Annotated in this window: 17 protein-coding genes and 1 tRNA gene; 5 read left to right on the top strand and 13 right to left on the bottom strand. The window is 59.3% G+C overall.

Annotated features, from left to right (window positions below; genetic code table 11):
- Position 1 precedes the first annotated feature (1 nt).
- The 6 genes from ATO7_RS07620 to ATO7_RS07595 form a co-directional block, all read right to left on the bottom strand.
- Complete coding sequence (locus ATO7_RS07620; RefSeq protein ID WP_083561097.1) at positions 2-937, bottom strand: 5-oxoprolinase subunit C family protein; 936 nt, start codon at positions 935-937, stop codon at positions 2-4.
- On the bottom strand, positions 934-1,617 hold the full coding sequence (gene pxpB / locus ATO7_RS07615) for a 5-oxoprolinase subunit PxpB (RefSeq protein WP_083561096.1): 684 nt from the start codon (positions 1,615-1,617) through the stop codon (positions 934-936). The genes ATO7_RS07620 and pxpB overlap by 4 nt, the downstream gene beginning before the upstream one ends.
- A complete protein-coding gene (locus ATO7_RS07610; RefSeq protein ID WP_083561095.1) occupies positions 1,614-2,348 on the bottom strand; it encodes a 5-oxoprolinase subunit PxpA in 735 nt (244 codons plus the stop codon). Before ATO7_RS07610 ends, pxpB begins: the two co-directional genes overlap by 4 nt.
- 30 nt (positions 2,349-2,378) lie before the next feature.
- Complete coding sequence (locus tag ATO7_RS07605; RefSeq protein WP_083561771.1) at positions 2,379-3,086, bottom strand: NAD-dependent deacylase; 708 nt, start codon at positions 3,084-3,086, stop codon at positions 2,379-2,381.
- A gap of 67 nt (positions 3,087-3,153) precedes the next feature.
- Positions 3,154-4,284, bottom strand: coding sequence for a glutathione S-transferase family protein (locus ATO7_RS07600; protein WP_083561094.1), 1,131 nt, complete (start codon positions 4,282-4,284; stop codon positions 3,154-3,156).
- Complete coding sequence (locus tag ATO7_RS07595) at positions 4,281-4,883, bottom strand: TetR/AcrR family transcriptional regulator (protein WP_158523099.1); 603 nt, start codon at positions 4,881-4,883, stop codon at positions 4,281-4,283. The genes ATO7_RS07600 and ATO7_RS07595 overlap by 4 nt, the downstream gene beginning before the upstream one ends.
- Before the next feature lie 277 nt (positions 4,884-5,160).
- Here ATO7_RS07595 and ATO7_RS07590 point away from each other — a divergent pair.
- From ATO7_RS07590 to ATO7_RS07580, 3 genes are all read left to right on the top strand, one after another.
- Positions 5,161-5,237 (top strand) — tRNA-Arg (locus ATO7_RS07590).
- A 620-nt stretch (positions 5,238-5,857) separates the two neighbouring features.
- Positions 5,858-8,203 (top strand): AAA family ATPase, encoded by a 2,346-nt coding sequence (locus ATO7_RS07585; protein WP_083561092.1) that lies wholly within the window; start codon positions 5,858-5,860, stop codon positions 8,201-8,203.
- Positions 8,203-10,089, top strand: a complete 1,887-nt coding sequence (locus ATO7_RS07580; protein WP_083561091.1) for a UvrD-helicase domain-containing protein — start codon at positions 8,203-8,205, stop codon at positions 10,087-10,089. Before ATO7_RS07585 ends, ATO7_RS07580 begins: the two co-directional genes overlap by 1 nt.
- 360 nt (positions 10,090-10,449) lie before the next feature.
- Here the strand turns inward: ATO7_RS07580 and ATO7_RS07575 are convergent, their stop codons facing one another.
- From ATO7_RS07575 to ATO7_RS07565, 3 genes are all read right to left on the bottom strand, one after another.
- Positions 10,450-11,961, bottom strand: coding sequence for a flavin-containing monooxygenase (locus ATO7_RS07575; RefSeq protein WP_083561090.1), 1,512 nt, complete (start codon positions 11,959-11,961; stop codon positions 10,450-10,452).
- Between the two features lie 60 nt (positions 11,962-12,021).
- Positions 12,022-12,927 (bottom strand): metal-dependent hydrolase, encoded by a 906-nt coding sequence (locus ATO7_RS07570; RefSeq protein WP_206044841.1) that lies wholly within the window; start codon positions 12,925-12,927, stop codon positions 12,022-12,024.
- 290 nt (positions 12,928-13,217) lie between these two features.
- Positions 13,218-14,261 (bottom strand): AraC family transcriptional regulator, encoded by a 1,044-nt coding sequence (locus ATO7_RS07565; RefSeq protein ID WP_146680220.1) that lies wholly within the window; start codon positions 14,259-14,261, stop codon positions 13,218-13,220.
- Between the two features lie 104 nt (positions 14,262-14,365).
- Here ATO7_RS07565 and ATO7_RS07560 point away from each other — a divergent pair, with 104 nt between their 5' ends.
- A complete protein-coding gene (locus ATO7_RS07560) occupies positions 14,366-15,907 on the top strand; it encodes a patatin-like phospholipase family protein (protein WP_158523098.1) in 1,542 nt (513 codons plus the stop codon).
- A 222-nt stretch (positions 15,908-16,129) separates the two neighbouring features.
- On the opposite strand, the gene ATO7_RS07555 is transcribed toward ATO7_RS07560, so the two are convergent.
- Together ATO7_RS07555 and ATO7_RS07550 are read right to left on the bottom strand one after the other, a co-directional pair.
- Complete coding sequence (locus ATO7_RS07555) at positions 16,130-16,429, bottom strand: type II toxin-antitoxin system RelE/ParE family toxin (RefSeq protein ID WP_083561086.1); 300 nt, start codon at positions 16,427-16,429, stop codon at positions 16,130-16,132.
- Positions 16,426-16,692 carry a YlcI/YnfO family protein gene (locus ATO7_RS07550; protein WP_083561085.1) on the bottom strand — a complete coding sequence of 89 codons (267 nt, stop codon included), beginning with the start codon at positions 16,690-16,692 and terminating at the stop codon, positions 16,426-16,428. Before ATO7_RS07550 ends, ATO7_RS07555 begins: the two co-directional genes overlap by 4 nt.
- A 396-nt stretch (positions 16,693-17,088) precedes the next feature.
- On the opposite strand from ATO7_RS07550, the gene ATO7_RS17125 reads away from it, so the two are divergent.
- On the top strand, positions 17,089-17,604 hold the full coding sequence (locus tag ATO7_RS17125; RefSeq protein WP_240499444.1) for a helix-turn-helix domain-containing protein: 516 nt from the start codon (positions 17,089-17,091) through the stop codon (positions 17,602-17,604).
- Positions 17,605-17,970: 366 nt separating this feature from the next.
- On the opposite strand, the gene ATO7_RS07540 is transcribed toward ATO7_RS17125, so the two are convergent.
- Complete coding sequence (locus ATO7_RS07540) at positions 17,971-18,810, bottom strand: alpha/beta fold hydrolase (protein ID WP_206044840.1); 840 nt, start codon at positions 18,808-18,810, stop codon at positions 17,971-17,973.
- A 60-nt stretch (positions 18,811-18,870) separates the two neighbouring features.
- Positions 18,871-20,055 carry an acyl-CoA dehydrogenase family protein gene (locus ATO7_RS07535; protein ID WP_083561084.1) on the bottom strand — a complete coding sequence of 395 codons (1,185 nt, stop codon included), beginning with the start codon at positions 20,053-20,055 and terminating at the stop codon, positions 18,871-18,873.
- Positions 20,056-20,069: the final 14 nt, after the last annotated feature.

Raw genomic sequence — 20,069 nt, 5'->3', positions numbered from 1 at the left:
ATCAGGTGTTGTCGGCGGGACCGCGGGCAAAGAAGTTTTCCCAGCGCCGCCGTTCATCGCTCAAGGTGTCGAGATCGGTGAGGGCAAACCGCAGGCTTTCGCCGGGTCGGCGCTGGGCCAACTGGGCGGCGTCGGCCGCTGCGATGCAGCCAAGCTTGGGGTAGCCGCCGATGGTCTGACGGTCGTTCAGCAGCACGATCGGCTGCCCCGAAGGCGGCACCTGGACCGCGCCATAGGCGATGCCTTCGGAGATCAGGCCGGCCATGGACGGCTGCAGTGCATCGCCCTTCAGGCGATAACCCATGCGATCCGCCTGTGCAGAAATCTGATACGGGCTGCTGAGCAGGCGCTCAATCTGCGCGGGTTCGAACTGCGCGAACTGATAGCCGGGCAACAGGCGCAGGGTGAGGGCGTTGCGGTAATCCGGAATATAAGCTGCGGGCACGCAGCGGGCAGGTCGTGCGGCGGGGGCAAACTCCAGCACATCGCCATGGCGTAGAGGTTGGCCGTCGCCGTGTAGCCCCCCGAGCTTCTCGCGCACGCTGGTGGCACAGCTGCCATAACATGGCTCAGCCCTGAACCCACCTGGCACGGCCAGATACGCACGCAGGCCCGCGCGGGCCAGACCCAGCTGCAGGGTTTGGCCGGCTTTGATCTGCTGGGTGCACCAGGCTTTGATCGGCTCGCCGTCAATGCGCGCATCCAGATCCGCGCCGGTCAGCGCGATGTGGGTGGTGCTGTGGGCGCGCAGGCTGAGCGGCCCCAGGGTGATTTCCAGGCAGGCCTGCTCACGCGTATTGCCCAGCAGGTAGCAGGCCCAGGCAAACGCATGAGCATCAGCCGGGCCGCTTGGGCTGATGCCCAGCTGCTGTTGGCCCCAGCGGCCATGATCCTGCAGCAGGGACAGAGGCCCCGGCTTGATCACGTCGAAGCTCATTTTAAAGATCCACCCGCGGCCACAAAATCGGCGCGCGCGACGGGCACAAATCGAATGTGGTCGCCGACCCTCAGCGGTTGCAGTTCTGCGCTGCACAGGGCCAGCATGTCTTGCGTTGTGCGCCCGATCAGATGCCAGCCACCCGGCGTGTCGAGCGGGTAGACCGCCGTTTGTTGCTCAGCGATGGCGACGCTGCCGGCGGGGACTTTGGGCCGGGGCTCGGCGCGGCGGGGCAGTTGCAGGCGCGGATCCAGGGTGCCCAGAAAGCAGAAGCCGGGCGCAAAGCCGATGGCGTAGACACGATACTCGGGTGCGCTGTGACAACGGATGATTTCATCGCGGCTCAAGCCGCTGTGCTGGCACACCGCAGCCATGTCCGGTGCCACTTCATCGCCGTAGTACACCGGAATCTCGATGCACTGTGCGGCGCTATCGTGCTCGCCAGCTTGAGCCAGCGCCGGGACATCGGCCAGCTGCTGCAGGCACTGAGTCGCGGTGAGCTGCAGCGGATCGAACTCGACCAGGACCGTGGTGTAGGACGGCACCAGATCGATCAGCGCGGTTCCCAGGCGTTGTTCGATCAGTGCGCAGGCGGCACGCACGCGTGAGGCCGTGGTCGCATTGATCTGGGTGCCCAGGGTAAGCAGACAACTGGTATCGGATACCGCAACAGGTTTCATGAGTTGTTGGCGTGCAGGGCCTTGGCCACCTCTGGCGACAGCGGATTGTCACCGTGAAGGCACAGGGTGTCGGCTTCGATGTGCAGGGTTTCACCGCTCAGGGCCTGAACCTCGCCATGCGTCATCAGGCGGCGCGCCTGCTCAAGGATGGCTGCGCTGCTGTGGTGAACGGCGCCCGGCATGCCGCGCGACGCCAGGTGTCCGTCAGCGCTGTAGGCACGGTCGGCAAAGGCTTCGAACAGCAGGGTAAGGCCGTAGTCTGCGGCCTGCGCGCGCAGCGCATCGTTACGCCGGCTGTCGGCGGCCTGGACCACCAGCGGGAGCGTCGGATCAAAGGCCTGAAGCGCTTTGAATATCGTCTCGAGCAGCGCGTCCTCGCGCATCATCTGGTTGTACAGCGCGCCATGCGGTTTGACGTGGCGAATACGGGTGGCGTGTTTGCGGCACAAGGCGTCGAGCGCGCCGATCTGGAAAAGCAGATGGGCGCCGAGTTCATCGCCGGCCAGTGGAAAGGCGCGACGCCCGAAGCCTTCCTTGTCCGGATACCCGGGATGGGCACCGATCTGCACCTGGTGGGCGCAGGCCAATGCGACGGTGGTATCCATGGTGACCGGGTCGGAGGCATGTCCGCCGCAGGCAATGTTGGCCATGTCGATATGCGGCATCAGCAGTTCATCCGCGCCCATGCGCCATGCCCCGTAGCTTTCGCCCATATCGCAGTTCAATTTCATTCAGCGGTGTGTTCTGTGCGGCCGAAAAGATTAACCCAGGTGGTTTGCCGGCGCGTGCTCCGCCAGCCAACGAGCGACCAGCGCCGGGACGGCGCTGCTGGCCTTGTCACGTATCCACTCAACCCCGCTGAGGTCAGCCTGTGCCCACGGTGTTATGACGCAGACCTGCCGTGCGCGGCGGGCGCAGTGCATGAGTCCGGCCGCCGGCCACACGGACAGCGACGTGCCTATGACCAGAAAACGCTCGGCCTGTTCGACCAGATCGATCGCCAGATCCATGGCCGGCACCTCTTCACCAAACCACACCACAGCGGGGCGCAGTGCGGCGCCATCCGGGGCCTGATCACCGAGCGCGATATTGCGCGTGCCCAGATCAATTTCGACCGAGGGGTCGCACTCGCTGCGTCCGCGCATCAACTGACCATGCAGATGCAGCACCCGCGAGGAGCCGGCACGCTCGTGCAAATCGTCGACATTCTGGGTCACGATGTCGACCTCGAACTTGCGTTCAAGCTCGACCAGAGCCCGGTGTGCGGCGTTGGGTTCGACCGTACGCAACTGATCGCGACGCGCGTTGTAAAAGCGCAGCACGCGTTGCGGATTCGTCTGCCAGGCCTGCACGCTGGCCAGATCTTCAGGGCGTTGGCCTTCCCACAGGCCATCGGCATCGCGAAAGGTCGCAAGTCCGCTCTCCGCACTGATGCCGGCACCGGTGAATACAACGAGGCGTTCTTTCATGCGGCTGAGATGATGGGGCGGGGCCACCATGCTGGCTCAGTCAGGCTGGCGATACCAGCTGCGTTGTCTAGTTGCGTGGTTGGCCCAGCAAGGTGATGCGCCAGCCGGCTTTGTGCTGCCCCGGGGGTTTGGGCAGGGTGTACAGCGCGTCCAGCCCTGCATCGACATCGGCGCCGCTGTCCAGCGCGGCCAGTCCACCGTAGGGCGCCAGCTGTGCAGTGATCTGCGCGCGCGCTTCGGCATCCAACTCCCGCCAGGCGCGACGCAGCACCTGCAAACACCACACGCGGTAGTGATGCGTCAGCGTGCCATTGAAGCTCAGGCTGGCGCCGCGTGCGTTGAAGCGTTTTTTGCCGGCGGCCCAGGCGGCGGCATTCTGGCTGAGATAGGGCAGGTAATCGCCGCAGATGCGGGTCCACAGCGCCGCCCAGTGCGGCCCATCGGCGGCCAGCCAGCGGGGCGTGCTGGCCTGCGTGCGTGGTGCATTCCACATCCGCGCCAGCCATTCATACACGGCCGGTGCGCGTCTGCGCATGATTTCGGCTGGATCAGGGTCGTTGCCGAAATGGCGGAACATCGAGGCGAAATAACCATAGTCAGCCAGACTTGGCTGGTCGCCGAGCAGATAAGCGCGCTCGGCGAGCACGGCCTGAAGAAAATCCAGTTCCTGCAGGTACAGGTCTCGCACCGCAGCGGCGTTGCTTTGGTCCATGCCGTCACCCCAAAGCCAGGTGCGGCGCTGGCGATGAGGAAAGAACCAGGCCATCAGCGGGCGCGGGATGCCGGGTGGGCGCACCTCATCGGCGATTCGCCGGCCCAGTGCGCGCCGCGAGGCCAGCGGCTCCCAGCGCCACCACATGGCCGGGCGCCACAGCCATTCATCGGCATAGTCTTCGATCAGCGTCGCAAGAAAGGCCTGGGCCGGGTCGGGCGGGGTGGCCGGGTTGTCCGGGTAACGCTGCTCCAGCCAGCGGATTGTCGGCGTGGTGTCGAACAACCACAGATCGTCTGCGCTGTGCAGGGCCGGGACTTTTTTGACACCGGTGCGGGCGTACAGCATGTCCAGCGCCGCCGCATCGCCGGTGGCCGTGGTGTAGGCAATGCCCTTGTTGCGCAGATAGGCCTCCAGCTTGCCGCTGAAGTAGGAGATATCCATCTTGTACAAGGTGTACGGGGCATGCGGATCGTGATGGCTCATGTGTTCATCCTGGCGATCAGCTGGTTGAAGGCCGCCATCGCCTCATCGCGCTCGACCACACCATCACGGATCAGCTGACGCATCCCCCAGAAGCCCATGATCAGCGACCAGCCGACCACCCGCGCGCGGGTTTCATCCATATCGAATTCGCGCTGGATCGTCGGTAGCCACAGTTCCAGGATGACGTCACGCAGACCGCGGCGTATGGCATCCAATTCGGCACTGTCTGCCGCGGTGCCGTTGATCAGTTGCCACAAGGCATCACCGCGGCCTTGTGGCAGATCCAGGCTGATGGCTTCAGCCGCCGCAATGGCCTGGGTCAGATTGTTGGGGTGGGCCGCCACCGAATCGTGGGTCGCTGCACGCACCTCTTCAAAGATGTGTTCAGCCGTTTTGGCCAGCAAGACCTCGAGGCTGGAAAAATGCTGGTAGACCAGCTGGCGGCTGGTGCCGGCCTGCTCGGCCAGGGCACTCATGGATAAGGCCGTCCAGCCTTGGGTTTCGACAATATGGGCTGCGGTTTCAAGCAGGTTCTGCTGACGCTCGGCGCGACGCAGATAGGCCCGTTTGCCGGATGCAGGTTTGCTAGAAGTAGACATTTTGTAAATATTACCCCTGCTTGGGTGGGGCGTCGATAGCTTTGGCCCGCGCCAAAGGCGCGTATTGCGCGCGCCCAGTAGGGCCAGGGTGGCCGAAAACGACCGAAACACGGGGGTGGGCGAGATTCCCTTTGCCATGGCCAACTGCTCATGTATACTTCGCCGCCTTCGCGCCCGTAGCTCAGCTGGATAGAGTACCTGGCTACGAACCCGTAGGTCATTGGGATTTGGTGCAACCGTTTAACCAGCGGATAAGTGGTCAAGAGTAGTAAATAACGCGCCCGTAGCTCAGCTGGATAGAGTACCTGGCTACGAACCAGGCGGTCGGGAGTTCGAATCTCTCCGGGCGCGCCATAAAAGACAAAGGGATCAACAGCTTATCGCGGTTGGTCCCTTTTTCGTTAGTGGGTTTTTTGCGCAGTCCCAGCATGGTCCCATAGCCATTCCAATGACCTTATGGGCGAAATCTAGGAGGTCATTTTGATGGTCGCTCTGGGACCAAAATGACCAACGAGCTTGGGTGTTATTTTGTGAACAGCTGATCCGAAATTTTTCTCTGGGACCAAATTGGGACCAAACTGGGACCAAACAAATTTTCAGCGTTTTTCCCAGACTGTCGATTTGACCACTTGTCAACTTCTGCTGACTTAAGGTCGCAGTGGTTTAAGTTCACTGGTTGCAAATTGAGCAAGCATGGTGAGAGTTGAGAGAGAGTGGGCTTTCGAGGCTGTTTCCATGTACTTACCCACAGGAGATGCGACTCGAAGACTGCGGAAGGTTAGAAACGACCCAAAGCTGAAGTTCGTGCCTTCACTACGATGCGCCCGCTTCTCCCAGCAGCCGACATTCCCACCAACAAACCTTCGCGATAGCCATCAGCCCAGAATTGTCTGCGGTCCCGGCGTAGAATCAGATCGAAAAGCCTAACTAACGAACGTATTTGGGGCCGCGCCGATCCGGGGGAGGGGGAGTCAATGCATATAAAGTTCGTCGAAATTGCCAATTTTCGAAAGCTATTATCGATTCGGGTCGATCTTGCCGAAGCGACGACATTGTTTGTCGGCGCAAATAACAGTGGCAAGACCTCCGCGATGCTCGCCCTGCGCCGCTTTCTTGCGCCGCGGCGCTGCCCCTTCGAGATGAACGACTTTACGCTCTGCCACTGGTCCACCGTCATCGACATCGGGAAGAGCTGGGCCGCGGCGCGCGACCAGGAAGAGGTTGTCGATCTCGTCATCGAACCGTGGCTGTCAATCCTGCCGACGCTGGATCTCTGGCTCCACGTCGAATCAGGGGAGATGCATCATGTGCGTGACCTTATTCCGACGCTCGACTGGGAAGGTGGCAGTCTCGGCGTCCGTCTCCGCTATGAGCCAAAGGACCTGGAGCTCCTCTATAAGGATTTCATGGGAGCGCTCGGTGATGCCGAAGAGATGCGTGAAGCTGCAATTGCCGCAGCGGCGGTCGATCATCCGGACGCCGACCCGCCGCCGGCGCCACCCAAGCTGACGATCTGGCCAGAAAATCTTGTCGACTTCCTCAGCAAACGCCTGTCGACCTACTTCACGGTTCAGGCTTATCCGCTCGATCCAGCCAAGCTCGTGGAGCCGGACAAGTCTCAGGCCCGTCCCCAGCTCTTGCCGCCTACATCACTCCCAATTGGAGTAGATGTCTTGGCCGGCCTCATCCGAGTGCACGATATTCCGGCACAGCGCGGATTTGGTGAGGAGCAGTCGTCACAGGAGGACGAAGATACACAGTCGGCTGCGGCAGGAAGCCGCCTTTCAGACCAGCTGAAGAGCTACTACGCTAAGCACCTCGACCCTACGAAGGGCCCCGACCCCAAGGATCTTGGGGCTTTACAGGCGATCGAAGCAGCGCAAGATGCATTCGACAAGCGGCTTGCCGAAAGCTTTGAGGCCGCTTTTACCGAAGTCGAGGGTATGGGCTATCCGGGCGTGACCGATCCCAGGCCACGGGTATCGACTCGCTTGAAGGCGATCGACGGTCTCAATCACAGCGCAGCCATTACGTTCGAAGTCGACGTGATCGGGGAAGACGGGAAGATGACGCCGATCCTGCGGCTGCCCGAAGCAAACAACGGCTTGGGTTATCAAAACCTCATCTCGATGATCTTTCGCCTGATGAGCTTCCGCGATGCGTGGATGCGCGTCGGCAAGGCCTCAAAAACGATCGCGGCGGACCATACCGAACCACTCCATTTGGTGTTGATTGAGGAACCTGAAGCACACCTGCACGCCCAGGTGCAACAGGTATTCATAAACAAGGCCTATGCTGTCCTGCGGGCCCACGAGGACCTTGGGGATAATCCGAAGCTTCGGACCCAACTAGTAGTCAGCACACATTCAAGTCACGTTGCGCACGAAACGTCTTTCTCGTGCCTTCGCTACTTTCGTCGTCTCCCGGCTGGTATGGCCGCGAAAGTTCCCGTTTCGACGGTGATAAATATGTCAGAAGTCTTCGGGGCGAATGGCGAAACCGAGCGCTTCGTCACCAGGTACCTGCGTGCACAACACGCCGATCTGTTCTTCGCCGACGCTGCGATACTTGTGGAAGGGCCGGCAGAGCGAATGCTAGTCCCGAACTTCATCCGGGCTCGCTATGACGAACTAAACCAGTGTTACATCACATTGCTCGAGATCGGAGGGAGCCATGCTCATCGGCTGCGGCCCTTGATCGAGCATTTGGGCCTCCTGACACTCGTTATTACGGATATGGATACCTTGACGGGGACCGGCGGAACTTCGGTCCAGCCCGCAAAGGGAGCCGGCCAGAAGACTAACAACGCAACGCTGAAAACGTGGCTTCCGGGAACGGACGAAGTCGACGCACTCATTGATGCTGACGATGATGCGAAGACTCGTCGCTCCGACGGTGATCCGCTCTTTGCAGTCCGCGTCGCCTATCAGGTGCCCTTGGAGGTGACGCCTCCTGGAGCTGGCGGCCCTGACACCGCGTTTCCGTACACTTTTGAAGATGCACTAGCGTTCGAGAACATCAGGTTCTTTGCCGAGCTTGATGGGACAGGGCTGGTGCGAAAGTTCAGGGAGGCGATTGAAGCTGGGGGTGGCGTCGCTGCGATTGGCAATCTAATGTACGAAGCGTTGAAGAATGGCAAGAAGGCCGAGTTTGCTCTCGACGTGCTTGAGGCCGACGGGTTCGATGACTTGGTCGTGCCACGATACATCGCTGCAGGCCTGGAATGGCTACTCGCGCAGCTGAAGAAGAAGCAAGTCGAAATCCTGTCCGAAGTCGAACTTTCACAGCCGAATGTGCCGCAGCCTGAGCGGGTCGTGTGATGAGCGCTGCTGACGATCTCCACGACGCCGCAGCCGATGAAATGATTGTCGGTTGTTTGGATCTCGCCAAGCCGCGCAGCTTCTTCCTCTACGCCGGCGCAGGATCAGGAAAGACCCGCTCACTCGTCGAAGCTATTCGAAAGGTTTGTGAACGACAAGGCCGCGATCTGTCTTTGAGTGGCCAGAAAATCGGTGTGATCACCTACACCAATGCGGCCTGCGACGAAATCAAACAGCGCTTGGAATTTGATCCTCGCGTCGAGGTATCGACCATCCACGCTTTCGCGTGGTCTCTGATCTCTGGCTACGACAACGATATCCGGGGATGGTTGGCTGGTCGGTTGCTTCAGGACATAGCAGAGTTGGAAGAAGCGCAGGCCAAAGGGCGCGCCGGTAGCAAGGCGGCTGTTGATCGCGCTCGTTCGATTGAGAGCAAGCAGCACCGATACGAAAGCCTTGGATCAATCATTCGCTTTGTCTACAGCCCGACTGGGGATAACCGAACACGCGATTCCCTGAGCCATGCCGAGGTTATCGCGATGACAGCCGATTTTCTCGCCGGGAAGCCCGGCTTGCGTCGCCTCCTCGTCACGAGGTTCCCTTTGCTGTTGATAGACGAGAGTCAGGATACGAGTCGCCAACTCATGGATGTACTGCTTGATGTCGAGGCGGTTCACCGGGAGCGGTTCTGTTTAGGGCTCTTCGGCGACATGATGCAGAGCATTTACGCCGACGGTAAAGAACGCTTGGCCGAAGCAATCCCAGAAGCCTGGGCCCGGCCGCATAAGCGCATGAACCATCGTTGCCCGACGAGGGTAGTGGAACTAATCAATCGCGTCCGAGAAGACGGCGATGGCGAACAGCAGTTGCCACGGAGCGATGCAGTGGCGGGAACCGTTCGCCTTTTCGTCGCCCCGCAGGGGGCGAACAAACCAGAGACGGAAGCTGCTGTCGCCCGCAGGATGCGGGAGGTCACAGGCGACGTGGCCTGGATCGAAGATTCCGATGCCACAAAGATATTGGCGCTTGAGCACATGATGTCGGCCCGGCGTTTCGGGTTTGATGCGTTCTTCGGCCCGCTTTATGCCGTCGAGCGGATTAGAACGAGCTTGCTGCAGGGAGCGGGGGCAGGGATCGGCTTTTACACCCGCGAAGTTCTGCCACTTATCGAAGCGCTTCGCGCATCGGATCGTTTCGCTATCGCGTCGATTGTTCGTAAGACATCGCCGCTCCTCGATCGCAAGTCTCTGGAGGAGGCTGGCGAAGACCAGGCGTCGGTGCTCGCCGCTGCAAAGGCCGCTTGCGATGGCCTGCTGGAGCTGGTTTCGGGCGATGCCGTGCCCACTGCGCGAGAGGTGCTGCGCTATATCGCCGAGAAGCGGCTTTTCACAATCCCGGATGTGTTGATGCCATTTGTAGCGCCGGACGCGCCCGGCGAAGAAGGCGCTGCGGGAGACGAAGAGGAAGAGCCGAATCCCAAAACTGAACTCGGCGGGTGGCGGCAGGCACTGGAAGCGTCACTAGACGAGATCGCGCGATATGATCGATATATTCAAGGGGCATCCAGCTTCGACACGCATCAAGGCGTAAAGGGGCTGGAATTCCCACGCGTCATGGTTATCGTGAGCGACGAAGAAGCACGCGGCTTCATGTTTTCCTATGACAAACTGTTTGGCGCGAGAGGCAAAAGCGAAACGGATCTGAGGAACGAGGCAGCTGGCAAGGAAACATCCATCGACCGGACCCGCCGGCTCTTCTATGTGACCTGTAGTCGAGCCGAGAGAGGCCTGGCGGTGGTTTATTACACAGACGCGGTCGAGGCCGCGCGGGCTGTGGTAGCGAAGCAGGGCTGGTTCTCCGATGAGGAGATCGAGATCATTGAGTAATCAACCGAACGCTTGCCCGAGTGCTTAGGTCGCCCATTTGGTGAGTTCATCACGCGATTCCCAAGAAAGGCCTGGGTGATCAGAATGACTTGCCCAATCGCCCTTCTTGGATGATGTCGAACACGCTTCCCGTCCAGGTGACCGACAGCTTTCGACTGTTGTCCGATTTTGCAGTTGTGTGCCACCAAGGTCGGCTACTGGCCGGTCGCTGCCAAAGCTCGAGTTTTTTTATCGACTTAGTTGGAGCTTTTGCAACCTGTCCGTACTGAGATTTCAACCCATTGTTCTAAGAAGCATGCGATCCTGACTGCCCATCGGTGAAAGAACGATGCCTTACGGTGTCGTGAAAGTTGCCGCCTTTCAGGCGACCTGCGGGAGCGTTTCCTGCTGATAAGACAGCGCGTAGTCGCGCAATTGGAAATCACGCAGACGTTTCTGTAGATGGGCAAGCGACCAAGGCCAGGCTGCGAAATTGCGGCCGTTGCTATCCAGGTAATAGCTGCTGCAGCCACCGCTGTTGAAGACCGTACCTTGCAGGTGCTTCTGCAACTTGCGGTTGTGCGCGCGGATAACTTCGGGTTTGATGCTGAACCGACTGATCCCCATGTCCCGCATCTGCTTGACCCCGTCCACGATGTATTCCAGCTGAGCTTCGGCCAGACGAAAGAAGGAGTCATAGACCAGGACATTGGGGCCCAGCACTATGAAGGCATTGGGGGTGTCGGCCATCGTTGTGCCCAGATAGGCCTCAGGCGAGCTGTCCTGCCACAGCTCTGACAGACGTTCTCCCCTAGCATTGATGATGCGGCGTCCGATGGGCGGGTGCGAAACATCGAAACCGGTTCCCCAGATGATCACATCCACCTCGCGGCGGTCGCCGTTGGCCGCAATCACTGTATTGCCGTCGACCCGCTCCAGGCCATGCGGAATCAGCCGGGTGTTGGCAGCCTGCAGCGACGGGTAGTAGTTGTTTGCAAACAGGATGCGTTTGCAGCCCAGGGTGAAGTTGGGCATGACAGCCTGGCGCAACACCGGATCCTTGATTTGCAGTTTTAACAACTGCTTCGCCGCCTGGCTGACGGGCCTGAGCGCAGCCGGATTGCGCAGCCCGAAATTGATCAGATTGAGCGAGCTGGCGACCGCCTCCCGCCAGGCCTTCTGAATCACCGGCAGCCGTTCCACCAGCCGTTGCCCTTTCTTGCCCAGGGGCATATCCGGTTTCGGCAGCACCCAGGGCGCGGTGCGCTGAAAGACCGTCAGCTCCTTCACCAGCGGCTGGATCTGCGGCACGAATTGAATTGCCGAGGCGCCGGTGCCGATCACGGCTACACGCTTGCCGCGCAGATCGAGTTCGTGTTTCCACTGCGCGGAGTGAAACATCTCGCCCCGAAATCCATCCAGGCCGGGAATCTCTGGTGTCTGCGGCTGGGTAATCGGACCGGTGGCAAAGATCACCGAGCGCGCCAGATCCTGCCCCTGGCTGGTTTCCAGCACCCACAAATGTCGGCTTTCGTCCCAGCGCGCGGTGTCCAGCGCGGTGTTGAAACGAATCAGGGGCGCGATGTCATAGTCTTTGCTGACCTGCTCCAGGTAATCCAGGATTTCCGGCTGACGGGCAAACAGATGGCTCCAGCGGCTGCTGGGCGCAAAGGAATAGGAATACAGCGCCGAAGGTACATCGCAGCCGCAGCCGGGATAAGTGTTCTCGCGCCAGGTGCCACCGACCCGATCAGCCTGCTCGATGATCTTGAAGTTGTGAACCCCCTCGCGCCGGAGTTTGATCGCCGCCGCCAGACCGGAAATCCCGGCTCCCACCACATAGGTGTCGTAAATCTGCGGCGTGGTCATCTTGGCGTTTTTTCTGCTGGGCATGCTGAGTTTCCTGGTTCAGGGCCGAAGTATCGGCGGGGACATGGGACTGGCCGGCTGGATTCAGGCTCGCACCGGCGGCACGAATTCGCGCACCAGATACGGGGTCAACAGACCGGTCTGCGGGTGCAGGAGCTTGTCCTTGTAGTAATCCAGGTACGCCGTGGTGTCGTGATCATTGGGATGAAAATCCGGACGCAGATAATCCATGACGTGGCCCATCGTGCTGCCGAACACGCCATCTTCGCGGCCCGCCAGCAGCTCCAGGCTGAAAACCACATCCTTCCAATAGGCCGGGCGCAAAGCGTTGCTCGGCTTGCGGATCAGCGGAATCACCGAACCGGCCAGCGGCACCAATACCATGATGATGATGGTGGCCATCACGAAGCCTGAGACACGTAAGGAATAACTGCCGGAAAGTTGCTGAAAGGCATCGTATGCGATGTCTTTGTGCTCGGATTCCTCCAGCATGTGCCACATCCACAACGCGCGCTGTTTTTCGTCGGGCGACTCGAAAAACACCTCTTCGTGTTTCATCATGTATTCCGCCACCACCGCGGTGAAATGCTCGATGCCAGCCATAAGGGACAACTGCATACGGTTGGGCAGCCTCTTGAGGCCGTACTCGAACACCTTATCGGCCAAAAATCGATACAGCGGTACCGGAAAACGGTGCTTGGCAAGCTGATCATTGAACTCGTTGTGCATTTTGGAGTGGATCGCCTCCTGACCAATTAGCGCGGTCAGGCGCTGCTTCATCTCAGGATCCTTCACGAACTGACGGTGGTAGCGAGCGGTATCGATGACCAGGTCCTCGCCAAAGGTCAGAAAGATCGACAGGGCTTCGAATATCGCGGATGCAAACTCGGTATTCCGATACATCTTGGGGTCAAGGTCCTTGGCATCGAACTGAAAGTCCATATGCCGAACCGGCACTTGAAGATTGACACCGGGGTTTTGTGTCGTCATAGCTGCGCTGGCTGCGGATTTCATCAGATGTCATCTGCCTTGTTCGAGTGCCTGTGGATATCGCGCGACCGCCGGAGCGATCGTTTCGACCACTATGTGATGACACCAAGCGTCTGCGTCAGAGAATTCCGGCCATTAAGCTTGTGAATTCAGGCCAGTGATGCGATGCAGCAAATGTGACGGACACATTGACCAGGGTAGGGTTGCTGAGGCGCGGTATTTGCACCGCCCCAAGCGCCATTTTTGATGGCGCCCAGGTCAATTCCTCACTGTCGATACAAGGGCAGCACTTACTGGTTTTCGGTCTGCTCAAGCAACGCCTTGCGATAGCTGCTTGGCGTATGCCCAGTCCAGCGTTTGAATGCATGGGTGAATGTGGCGGGATCTTCGTAGCCGAGACGGGTTGAGATGTCCTGCAAGTCCAGATCGGGGTTAAACATCAGTCTCTCGGCTTCTGCGCTCATCGCGACTTGCAGCAGATTGCGATAGGTGGTTCCCAATGCATTGAGCTTACGCTTCAAGCTGCGCTCGGACAGATGAAGACGTTTGGCGACATCATTGACGGATGGAAATCCGTGCTCGCTGGGTTTCAGCAGCTCCTCGACGCGGCGGAGGAGGTTTTCCGGACTATCACCCAGTGCGGAAAATTCACGTTGCGCATCGCTCAGGGCTTTTTGCTTGGCGCGTGGGTCAGCGAGCTGTAGCGGCTCGTCGAGGTAGGTGGAGGGGAAGAGGAGCATGGCCGATTCCTGGTCCCAGCGAACAACTGGTAATCGAGACGCATAGTCTTTGAAATAATCGGGTTCCGGCCAGGGCATGTGTATTTCACAGTCTGGTGCTCGCCCTCCAGTGACGAAGTTTTGATGATTCCAGAGCAGGGTAAGGATGGCTTCAACACAAAAAGCTCTGAATGGCCCTAGTGGCACATTTTCCACCAAGCGAAATTCCACATGATCGCCCTGCTGCTTGGTCTCGAACTGTATGGCCCCCCACAGCTTGTCAGCGTATTGGATTGCGACTTCTCCCGCTTCACGCAAGGAGCCAGCGCTCATGACGGCATAGCCTACGGATCCATGCGAAGTGATTTTGAGATGCAGACCCAAGTCAAAACCAAAGCCAGGACGTTCGCTCAGGCGGAGCATGTTCATGCCAAACAGGGTGCATTGAGTAAGAGGGACGCGAGCGTCGACGTTGTGCAGCAGGGTCGAACTTATGCCCGTTCCAGCTAGCATCTGAGATTCGCTGATACCCCACTGCTGGCCCAGTTCCACAATTTGAAGCAGGTAGTGGGAGGGAAGTGCGGCACCTCGCACCATGGAGTTGCTGTTGCTCAATGCATGCTCTGGCCTGAATTCGCAAGCATGATGGCATAAATCGGCTCACCTTATCTTTCGTGGGGGCCGGATATTGGGCGTATATGAAAACCTAGAGATTGCCTGTGCCTTCACCTATGTCACCGCAAGCACCGGAAATGTGTACGCCAGCGAGCGAAGCCGTCCACGCGCAAGGTGAATCACAGTTGCTGGGGCTGCAAGCACTGGAACAGTCAATGGTTCGGGCTGTCGGCGTAGGTTTTTTTGAACTGAGCCCAGCCGATTTCGACATCTATCGTTATGCGATACGCCTGGCGGCATTGGAGGCTTTTGTCCCCGCATCCGCAGCGGGTTCCCTTCAGGATGCAGTCAAGCTTGATCAACAACTTCTCATGCCTTTGCGCAAGGTGCTGTTGGGCCACCTAAATCTGACTCAGACCAATGGTGCGCGGGCCAGGCAGAAGCGCCTCTCCGAGTACGCCAGGCGAGTGACTGGCGCGCTCAGCGCCACCCGTCAATCTGTGCTGCGTCAGCATGCTCAGGACTTCAGTGATCTCGAATTGGACGCGGAGCTTGAGCAGAAGAAGCTGGTTCTGGCTGCCGGCGGTGGCGGCGGAGCCGGCTATGTCTACTTGGGTGCCTTGGCCCGCCTGCAACAGGACAATCTGGTGCCCGACTACATTGTGGGTTCGTCGATTGGAGCATTCATTGGTGCTCTTGTCGCCAAAACCAGGAATCCAGATTACGCCAGCATTCTGGAAGACTTTAAGGCCCAATCATTCGAGTCAGCGTTTTCCCTGCCAGGAAAACCGGCGCGCTACAGCCTGCCCGGGCTAATGCGTTTGCACATGCGGGATCTGATCTCGGTGATGTCCGATGCCGATGGACGTCAACTGAGGCTCAACGATCTCGAAATCCCGTATGACCCTGTTGTAGGTGGCGTGCGCCGCTTGCGCATTCGACCGTCGGGTCCACGCAAGTTGCCGCGAGCTGCAGGGCGGCGGACGGCCTTGGGTACGCAGTTGTCAGGACAGATCTGGCGGCTGTCGACGCTGATCACGCCCAGTCTGCTTGATGAAATCGTACTCGGGCGAGACGACTTGACCGCTCAGCTGCCGGTGATAGAAGCCATGGGGTTCTCGGCTGCCATTCCTGGTTTTTTGCATTTCCATCCGTGGCAGCGTGAGCAGGCAGGGCGGAACATTCTGCGGGAGATTTGCCGCCAACGTGATCTTGTCGCCTTGATCGATGGCGGCGTGGTGAACAATGTCCCGGCTCAAATTGCCTGGCGCGGTGTTCGAGCCGGGCGAATAGGGACGCGAAATGTGTTCTACCTCGGGTTCGACTGTTTTCGTCCACAGGCTCATCGCAAGCACGCCGCGCTGTGGCCAATAACCCACATGGCCCAGTTGCAGATGCCGGTCAATCGCCCGTACTTCGATTGGCTGATTCAGTTCGGACCGACCCTGTCACCGGCCAATCTCATTCCTACTGCAGCGGATTTGGATCGGTCCTGGCAATGGGGCTGGGAGCAGATGGGCTTACAAATGCCGATGTTCACTCTGGCGCTCAGCCCGATTGAGCGTTCGAATTTGCCTTGGGTTCGGCCAAGCTCCGGTCGAGTTCCTCGCCATAGTAAGAAGGTGTCTGATCTGGCTGTTGGATAGCGCTCAAAACTCGGATTGGCCGATTGAATCGCGGACCATGGGTTCTGTTTGCCGTCACGGTTCGCGGGTAGGCGCAAAGAACTGGACGGGCTTATTCGGAGACTGACCAGCACAAATCATAATTGCTGGACAAGTACATCACGTTATTGGACAGCCGACGTTCAGTGATCGCGCGACTTCGTCAGCATCCAGAACATTCCAGCCGTCAGCTCTTTCTGGCGTTCAGTGATAGTCGTCTTCAAGTTGGTGGCGAACAGCGAGAATAGTGACGGTAGATTCGCCTTCGATTTCAAATAGCGCAACGTATCCCGATGCACCAAACGGAATGACCAGTTCTCGGATGAATGGGTCGCCGCCTTCTGCCTTTCGGCATGAAAACGGAAATTCCTCTAGCACCCTCCACGCATTATCAATGGTGTTAAACGCTCTATCCGCAGCTTGAGGATCGTTGTTCGCCGCGAACTCGTAGAGGCGTACCAAGTCATTGCTCGCTTCGGTGGTAAATCGAACCTTGAACGTCACCGTTGTCCTGTGGCCTTGTCGCGCACCGAGCGGAGCCGATTCATGACTTCGTCCTTGGAGACATATTCACCAGTGACCCGCGCCTTGTCGCGTGCAGCTAATCCACGAGCAATGAATTCTCTCTGGAATTTGCGGCGCTCGATCTGTCTGCGAACAGATTCTTCGACAAAGCTGCTCAGGGTTTCCCCATCATTCAGGACACTTTCCGCATCGTGACGAAAATCCGGGGTCACACGTAGCGCCGGGATTGTTGCTGACTTCATCGGCAAGCCTCTGCATTACATTTGCATTACAGTCTACGCCGGAGCCATCGGCAAGGCAACTTCTGTCTGCTTTGCGCCCGCCTCGATCATCCATTTTTCCAGGCCGACCGACCGGTCATGGCACGTCTGAGGCGTAGCCGGTTTCCAGCGACAGTCCGGTGTGAGACAGGTTGCTGCCGTGCGCGGGGTGAAGGTCCGCTTTCCTGGTATGGCTATTTTTGTTGGTCGCAGGTCGGATGACTGCTACTGGCCGGTTGTATCCTTAGAGCAATGGGTAAGACGTGATCTTTCGAATTCTCGACTCGGAGAAATTCCTTGAAAAATAGGCAATGAATGCCTAATCTGTAGCTGGGCCATTACCGCCTTATCAGGCAAATGTCGACTGGAGTGCTATCAATGAAAGACATCGAAGCCCACATTCGCTACATCCGCGCCGTTCATTCTCTAACGGAACTGCGATTGGATATAGGGGATGATACGGCGATTCTGAAGGTTGGTAGTGACATTTCAGCCGATGGCTTGACGCTCGATTACCCAGGCTTCGGAAAATGTTATCTGGCAGTGGACTTCGCCCACCTGGAAGACGTGGAAGTTGGGGAAGGAGAATTGCCGGAAGAAATTCCGGCGGATGTCTTGAATGCCGCGATAACGGCGTCCTTTAATCAACTTTATGAGCACATAAATAATTCCGCAGATCATGTCGATGTGCGGGCAAACCATTGCCCCTGGCCGCAATATCTGCGCGAATTGTTGGGTTTGTCCGGATTGAGCCAGAGAGAAGCCGCTAGGCGTCTGGGAGTGAGTGAACGCATGATGCGCTATTACTTGAGTGAGGACTCGGAAGGTCATCGTGAAGCGCCATATCTGGTGCAATTTGGACTCGAAGCCTTAGCATTGGAAAAAGCCGCCTGAGGTCTATCAGTTGTCCGGTGCTCAGCCGCTGAGACTCATCGGATGTGGTTTCGTGCGGCAGGCACTTATAGGGCAGGCGTCAATATCCGGTCCCTGAGAGTCAGCTCTTTTGATTGAGTTGTTCAAGTTGCTTGCGGCTCGAGTGTATGTTGATGGCTGAAAGCAACATAGGCTCGCGGGTCAAATCCTCGTGAAGCTACTAGGCAGTTCGCCTAAGTGTGCCGCCTGAAAATGCTAGTTGCGATGGTTGACGGACGAATTTGAAGACTTATTGATTGCGCTTCTCATCGCGTGGAGAACTGAATCCGGACATCCATGCCTGCCCAATTCGGGCGCCCACAGGGCTGGCGGGGTGCACAGCCATAGCTATGATGACATTCGGCTGTATTTGGGCGAGATCGTCTGCAGTACGGCATCGCGTACCGCGCCCGGTCGCTCCATGGGCAGGAAATGGGTCGTTCCGGCGAGGGCGTTCACTTGAGCCATAGGTAGCATGGCGCGCAGGAGTTGGCGTGCCTTGGGCGAGAAGGTTGATGCGCGATCCGCAGCCAGCGCAATCACAGGACACCGCAGCCGACGGATGTCGGGCCAGGGATTGTGTTCGGTATGGGCGAAGGTGGTGCTTTCCCATTCGGGCGCGCAGGCCAGGCGAACGCGATTACCACTCTGCACGAGGCCATGCTGGACATAGGCTTCAAGCCAGGCCCTGGGCCAGGTTTTGAAGCCACCGCGGCCACAGTAGTTGTCAAGTGCTTCGGCATGCGAGTCGAACTCCCGGCGCCGGCGTGCCGCGCCAGCGGCGAGTGAGAAGCGGTACGACTGGCGAAGCAACTTCGCCAACCATAACTGCCAGCCCCGCCAGCGATCCATGATCACGGGTTCCGCTAGAATCAGGCCCCGCACCATCTCTGGCCGCCGGGCCGTGGCCATGATGCTGGTGGTGGCGCCGATGGAATGGCCGGCCAGCCAAACCGGCTCATCCAGGCTCTGTAGCCAGGCGGTGAGGTCCTGGTAGTAGGTTTCCCAGCCGCGGAATGTCGCCATGTCCGCCGCCCCGGCGCTGGTGCCGTGGCCGCGCATGTCCCAGGCCAGCACGTTGAATCGCGCGCCAACTCGTCGAGCAGCGGCTGGTACAGGCGGCCATGGAAACCCGTCGCATGGGCCCAGTGCAGGGTGGGACGCCCTGGTGTATGCGGCCAGCGCCACAGGGCGATGTCCCGGCCGTCCGGGGCCGTGAATCCGTCGCGCTCGATCACCTGGGGCGTCTCAGTAGGATTTGGGCAAGCCGAGGACATGTTCGCCGATGTAGTTGAGCAGCATTTCGTTGTTGATGGGCGCGATCTCCATCAGCCGGGCGGAGGGCCATAGCGTGATGATGTCGTAGTCCCGGTCGAAACCGTAGCCGCCGTGGGTTTGCAGCGCGGCCTCGACGGCCTTGACCGCGGCGCGCGAGCCCAGCAACTTGGCCATGTTGGCGTGGGTACCGGCATTGCCGCCCGCATCGAAGGTCGCTGCGGCCTGGATCATCATGAGTCGCGCGGCTTCCAGTTCGGCCTTGGCCTCGGCCAGCCGATGCTGCAGGGCCTGGTAGCTGCCGATGGGTACGCCGAAGGGTTTGCGCTCGTTGGCGTAGGCCACGGCCTTTTTCAGCGCGTAGTTGCCCAGGCCCACGGACATGGCGGTGACCAGCAGGCGTTCCGAGTTCAGGGCCTCGAACATGCCGGCCAGGCCCTGTCCCGGCTGGCCAATCAGGCGGTCCGCTTCAAGTTTGACCTCATCGAAAAATACCAGGTACTGACGCTCCGGCCAGCCGACGTCGATATTCAGGGGTTGCAGTTCCACGCCGGGCGCGTCGGTATCCACCACGAACAGCGACATGCCCTCGGTGCGGCGCTCGACCTCGCCCGCCTTTTGCGTGCGGGCGACCACCAGCATGCGGTCGGCGTCCGCCGCGCCGGAGATAAACACCTTGCGGCCGGTCAGCCGGTAGCCGTCGTCATCCTGTGTCGCCAGCGAGGACATCGCGAAACTGTTGGTGCCGGCGTCCGGTTCGGTAATGGCGAAGCACAGTTTTTCCGCGCCACTGATGGTCGGTTTGACGAAGCGCTCGATCTGCGAGGGCGTGCCCTGGCGGATGATCGGCACGCGCGCGAAGCCGGTCAGGAGCAGCATGGGCAGCACCAGTCCGGCCTCGGCCAGGGCTTCCATCAGCGCAACCAGTTCCACCTGGCCGCCGCCGACGCCACCCAATTCCTCCGGGATGGTGATACCGAGCAGGCCGTATTCACCCAAGGCTTCCCAGGCCTCCTGCGGGAAGCGGTGGTTATCGATGCACTCACGCATGTATTCCCGGCTAAAGCCCTCGCTCACTCTGCGGGCGGCCTCACGGACGTCACGCATGCGCTGGGCCACGCTGGCCTGGTCGAATTCAATTTCGGGTGCTGCACTCATTGTCTATCCTCCTC

It is taken from the genome of Oceanococcus atlanticus (assembly GCF_002088235.1).
Taxonomy (GTDB): Bacteria; Pseudomonadota; Gammaproteobacteria; order Nevskiales; family Oceanococcaceae; genus Oceanococcus; species Oceanococcus atlanticus.
Note: the sequence above shows the minus strand (reverse complement) of the source record. Positions and strands in the feature narration are given on the sequence as shown.

Coding starts and splice junctions, on each gene's coding strand:
- ATO7_RS07620 (WP_083561097.1), bottom strand. CDS start 937: ATGAGCTTCGACGTGATCAAGCCGGGGCCTCTGTCCCTGCTGCAGGAT.
- pxpB (WP_083561096.1), bottom strand. CDS start 1,617: ATGAAACCTGTTGCGGTATCCGATACCAGTTGTCTGCTTACCCTGGGC.
- ATO7_RS07610 (WP_083561095.1), bottom strand. CDS start 2,348: ATGAAATTGAACTGCGATATGGGCGAAAGCTACGGGGCATGGCGCATG.
- ATO7_RS07605 (WP_083561771.1), bottom strand. CDS start 3,086: ATGAAAGAACGCCTCGTTGTATTCACCGGTGCCGGCATCAGTGCGGAG.
- ATO7_RS07600 (WP_083561094.1), bottom strand. CDS start 4,284: ATGAGCCATCACGATCCGCATGCCCCGTACACCTTGTACAAGATGGAT.
- ATO7_RS07595 (WP_158523099.1), bottom strand. CDS start 4,883: ATGTCTACTTCTAGCAAACCTGCATCCGGCAAACGGGCCTATCTGCGT.
- ATO7_RS07585 (WP_083561092.1), top strand. CDS start 5,858: ATGCATATAAAGTTCGTCGAAATTGCCAATTTTCGAAAGCTATTATCG.
- ATO7_RS07580 (WP_083561091.1), top strand. CDS start 8,203: ATGAGCGCTGCTGACGATCTCCACGACGCCGCAGCCGATGAAATGATT.
- ATO7_RS07575 (WP_083561090.1), bottom strand. CDS start 11,961: ATGCCCAGCAGAAAAAACGCCAAGATGACCACGCCGCAGATTTACGAC.
- ATO7_RS07570 (WP_206044841.1), bottom strand. CDS start 12,927: ATGACGACACAAAACCCCGGTGTCAATCTTCAAGTGCCGGTTCGGCAT.
- ATO7_RS07550 (WP_083561085.1), bottom strand. CDS start 16,692: ATGAAGTCAGCAACAATCCCGGCGCTACGTGTGACCCCGGATTTTCGT.
- ATO7_RS17125 (WP_240499444.1), top strand. CDS start 17,089: ATGAAAGACATCGAAGCCCACATTCGCTACATCCGCGCCGTTCATTCT.
- ATO7_RS07535 (WP_083561084.1), bottom strand. CDS start 20,055: ATGAGTGCAGCACCCGAAATTGAATTCGACCAGGCCAGCGTGGCCCAG.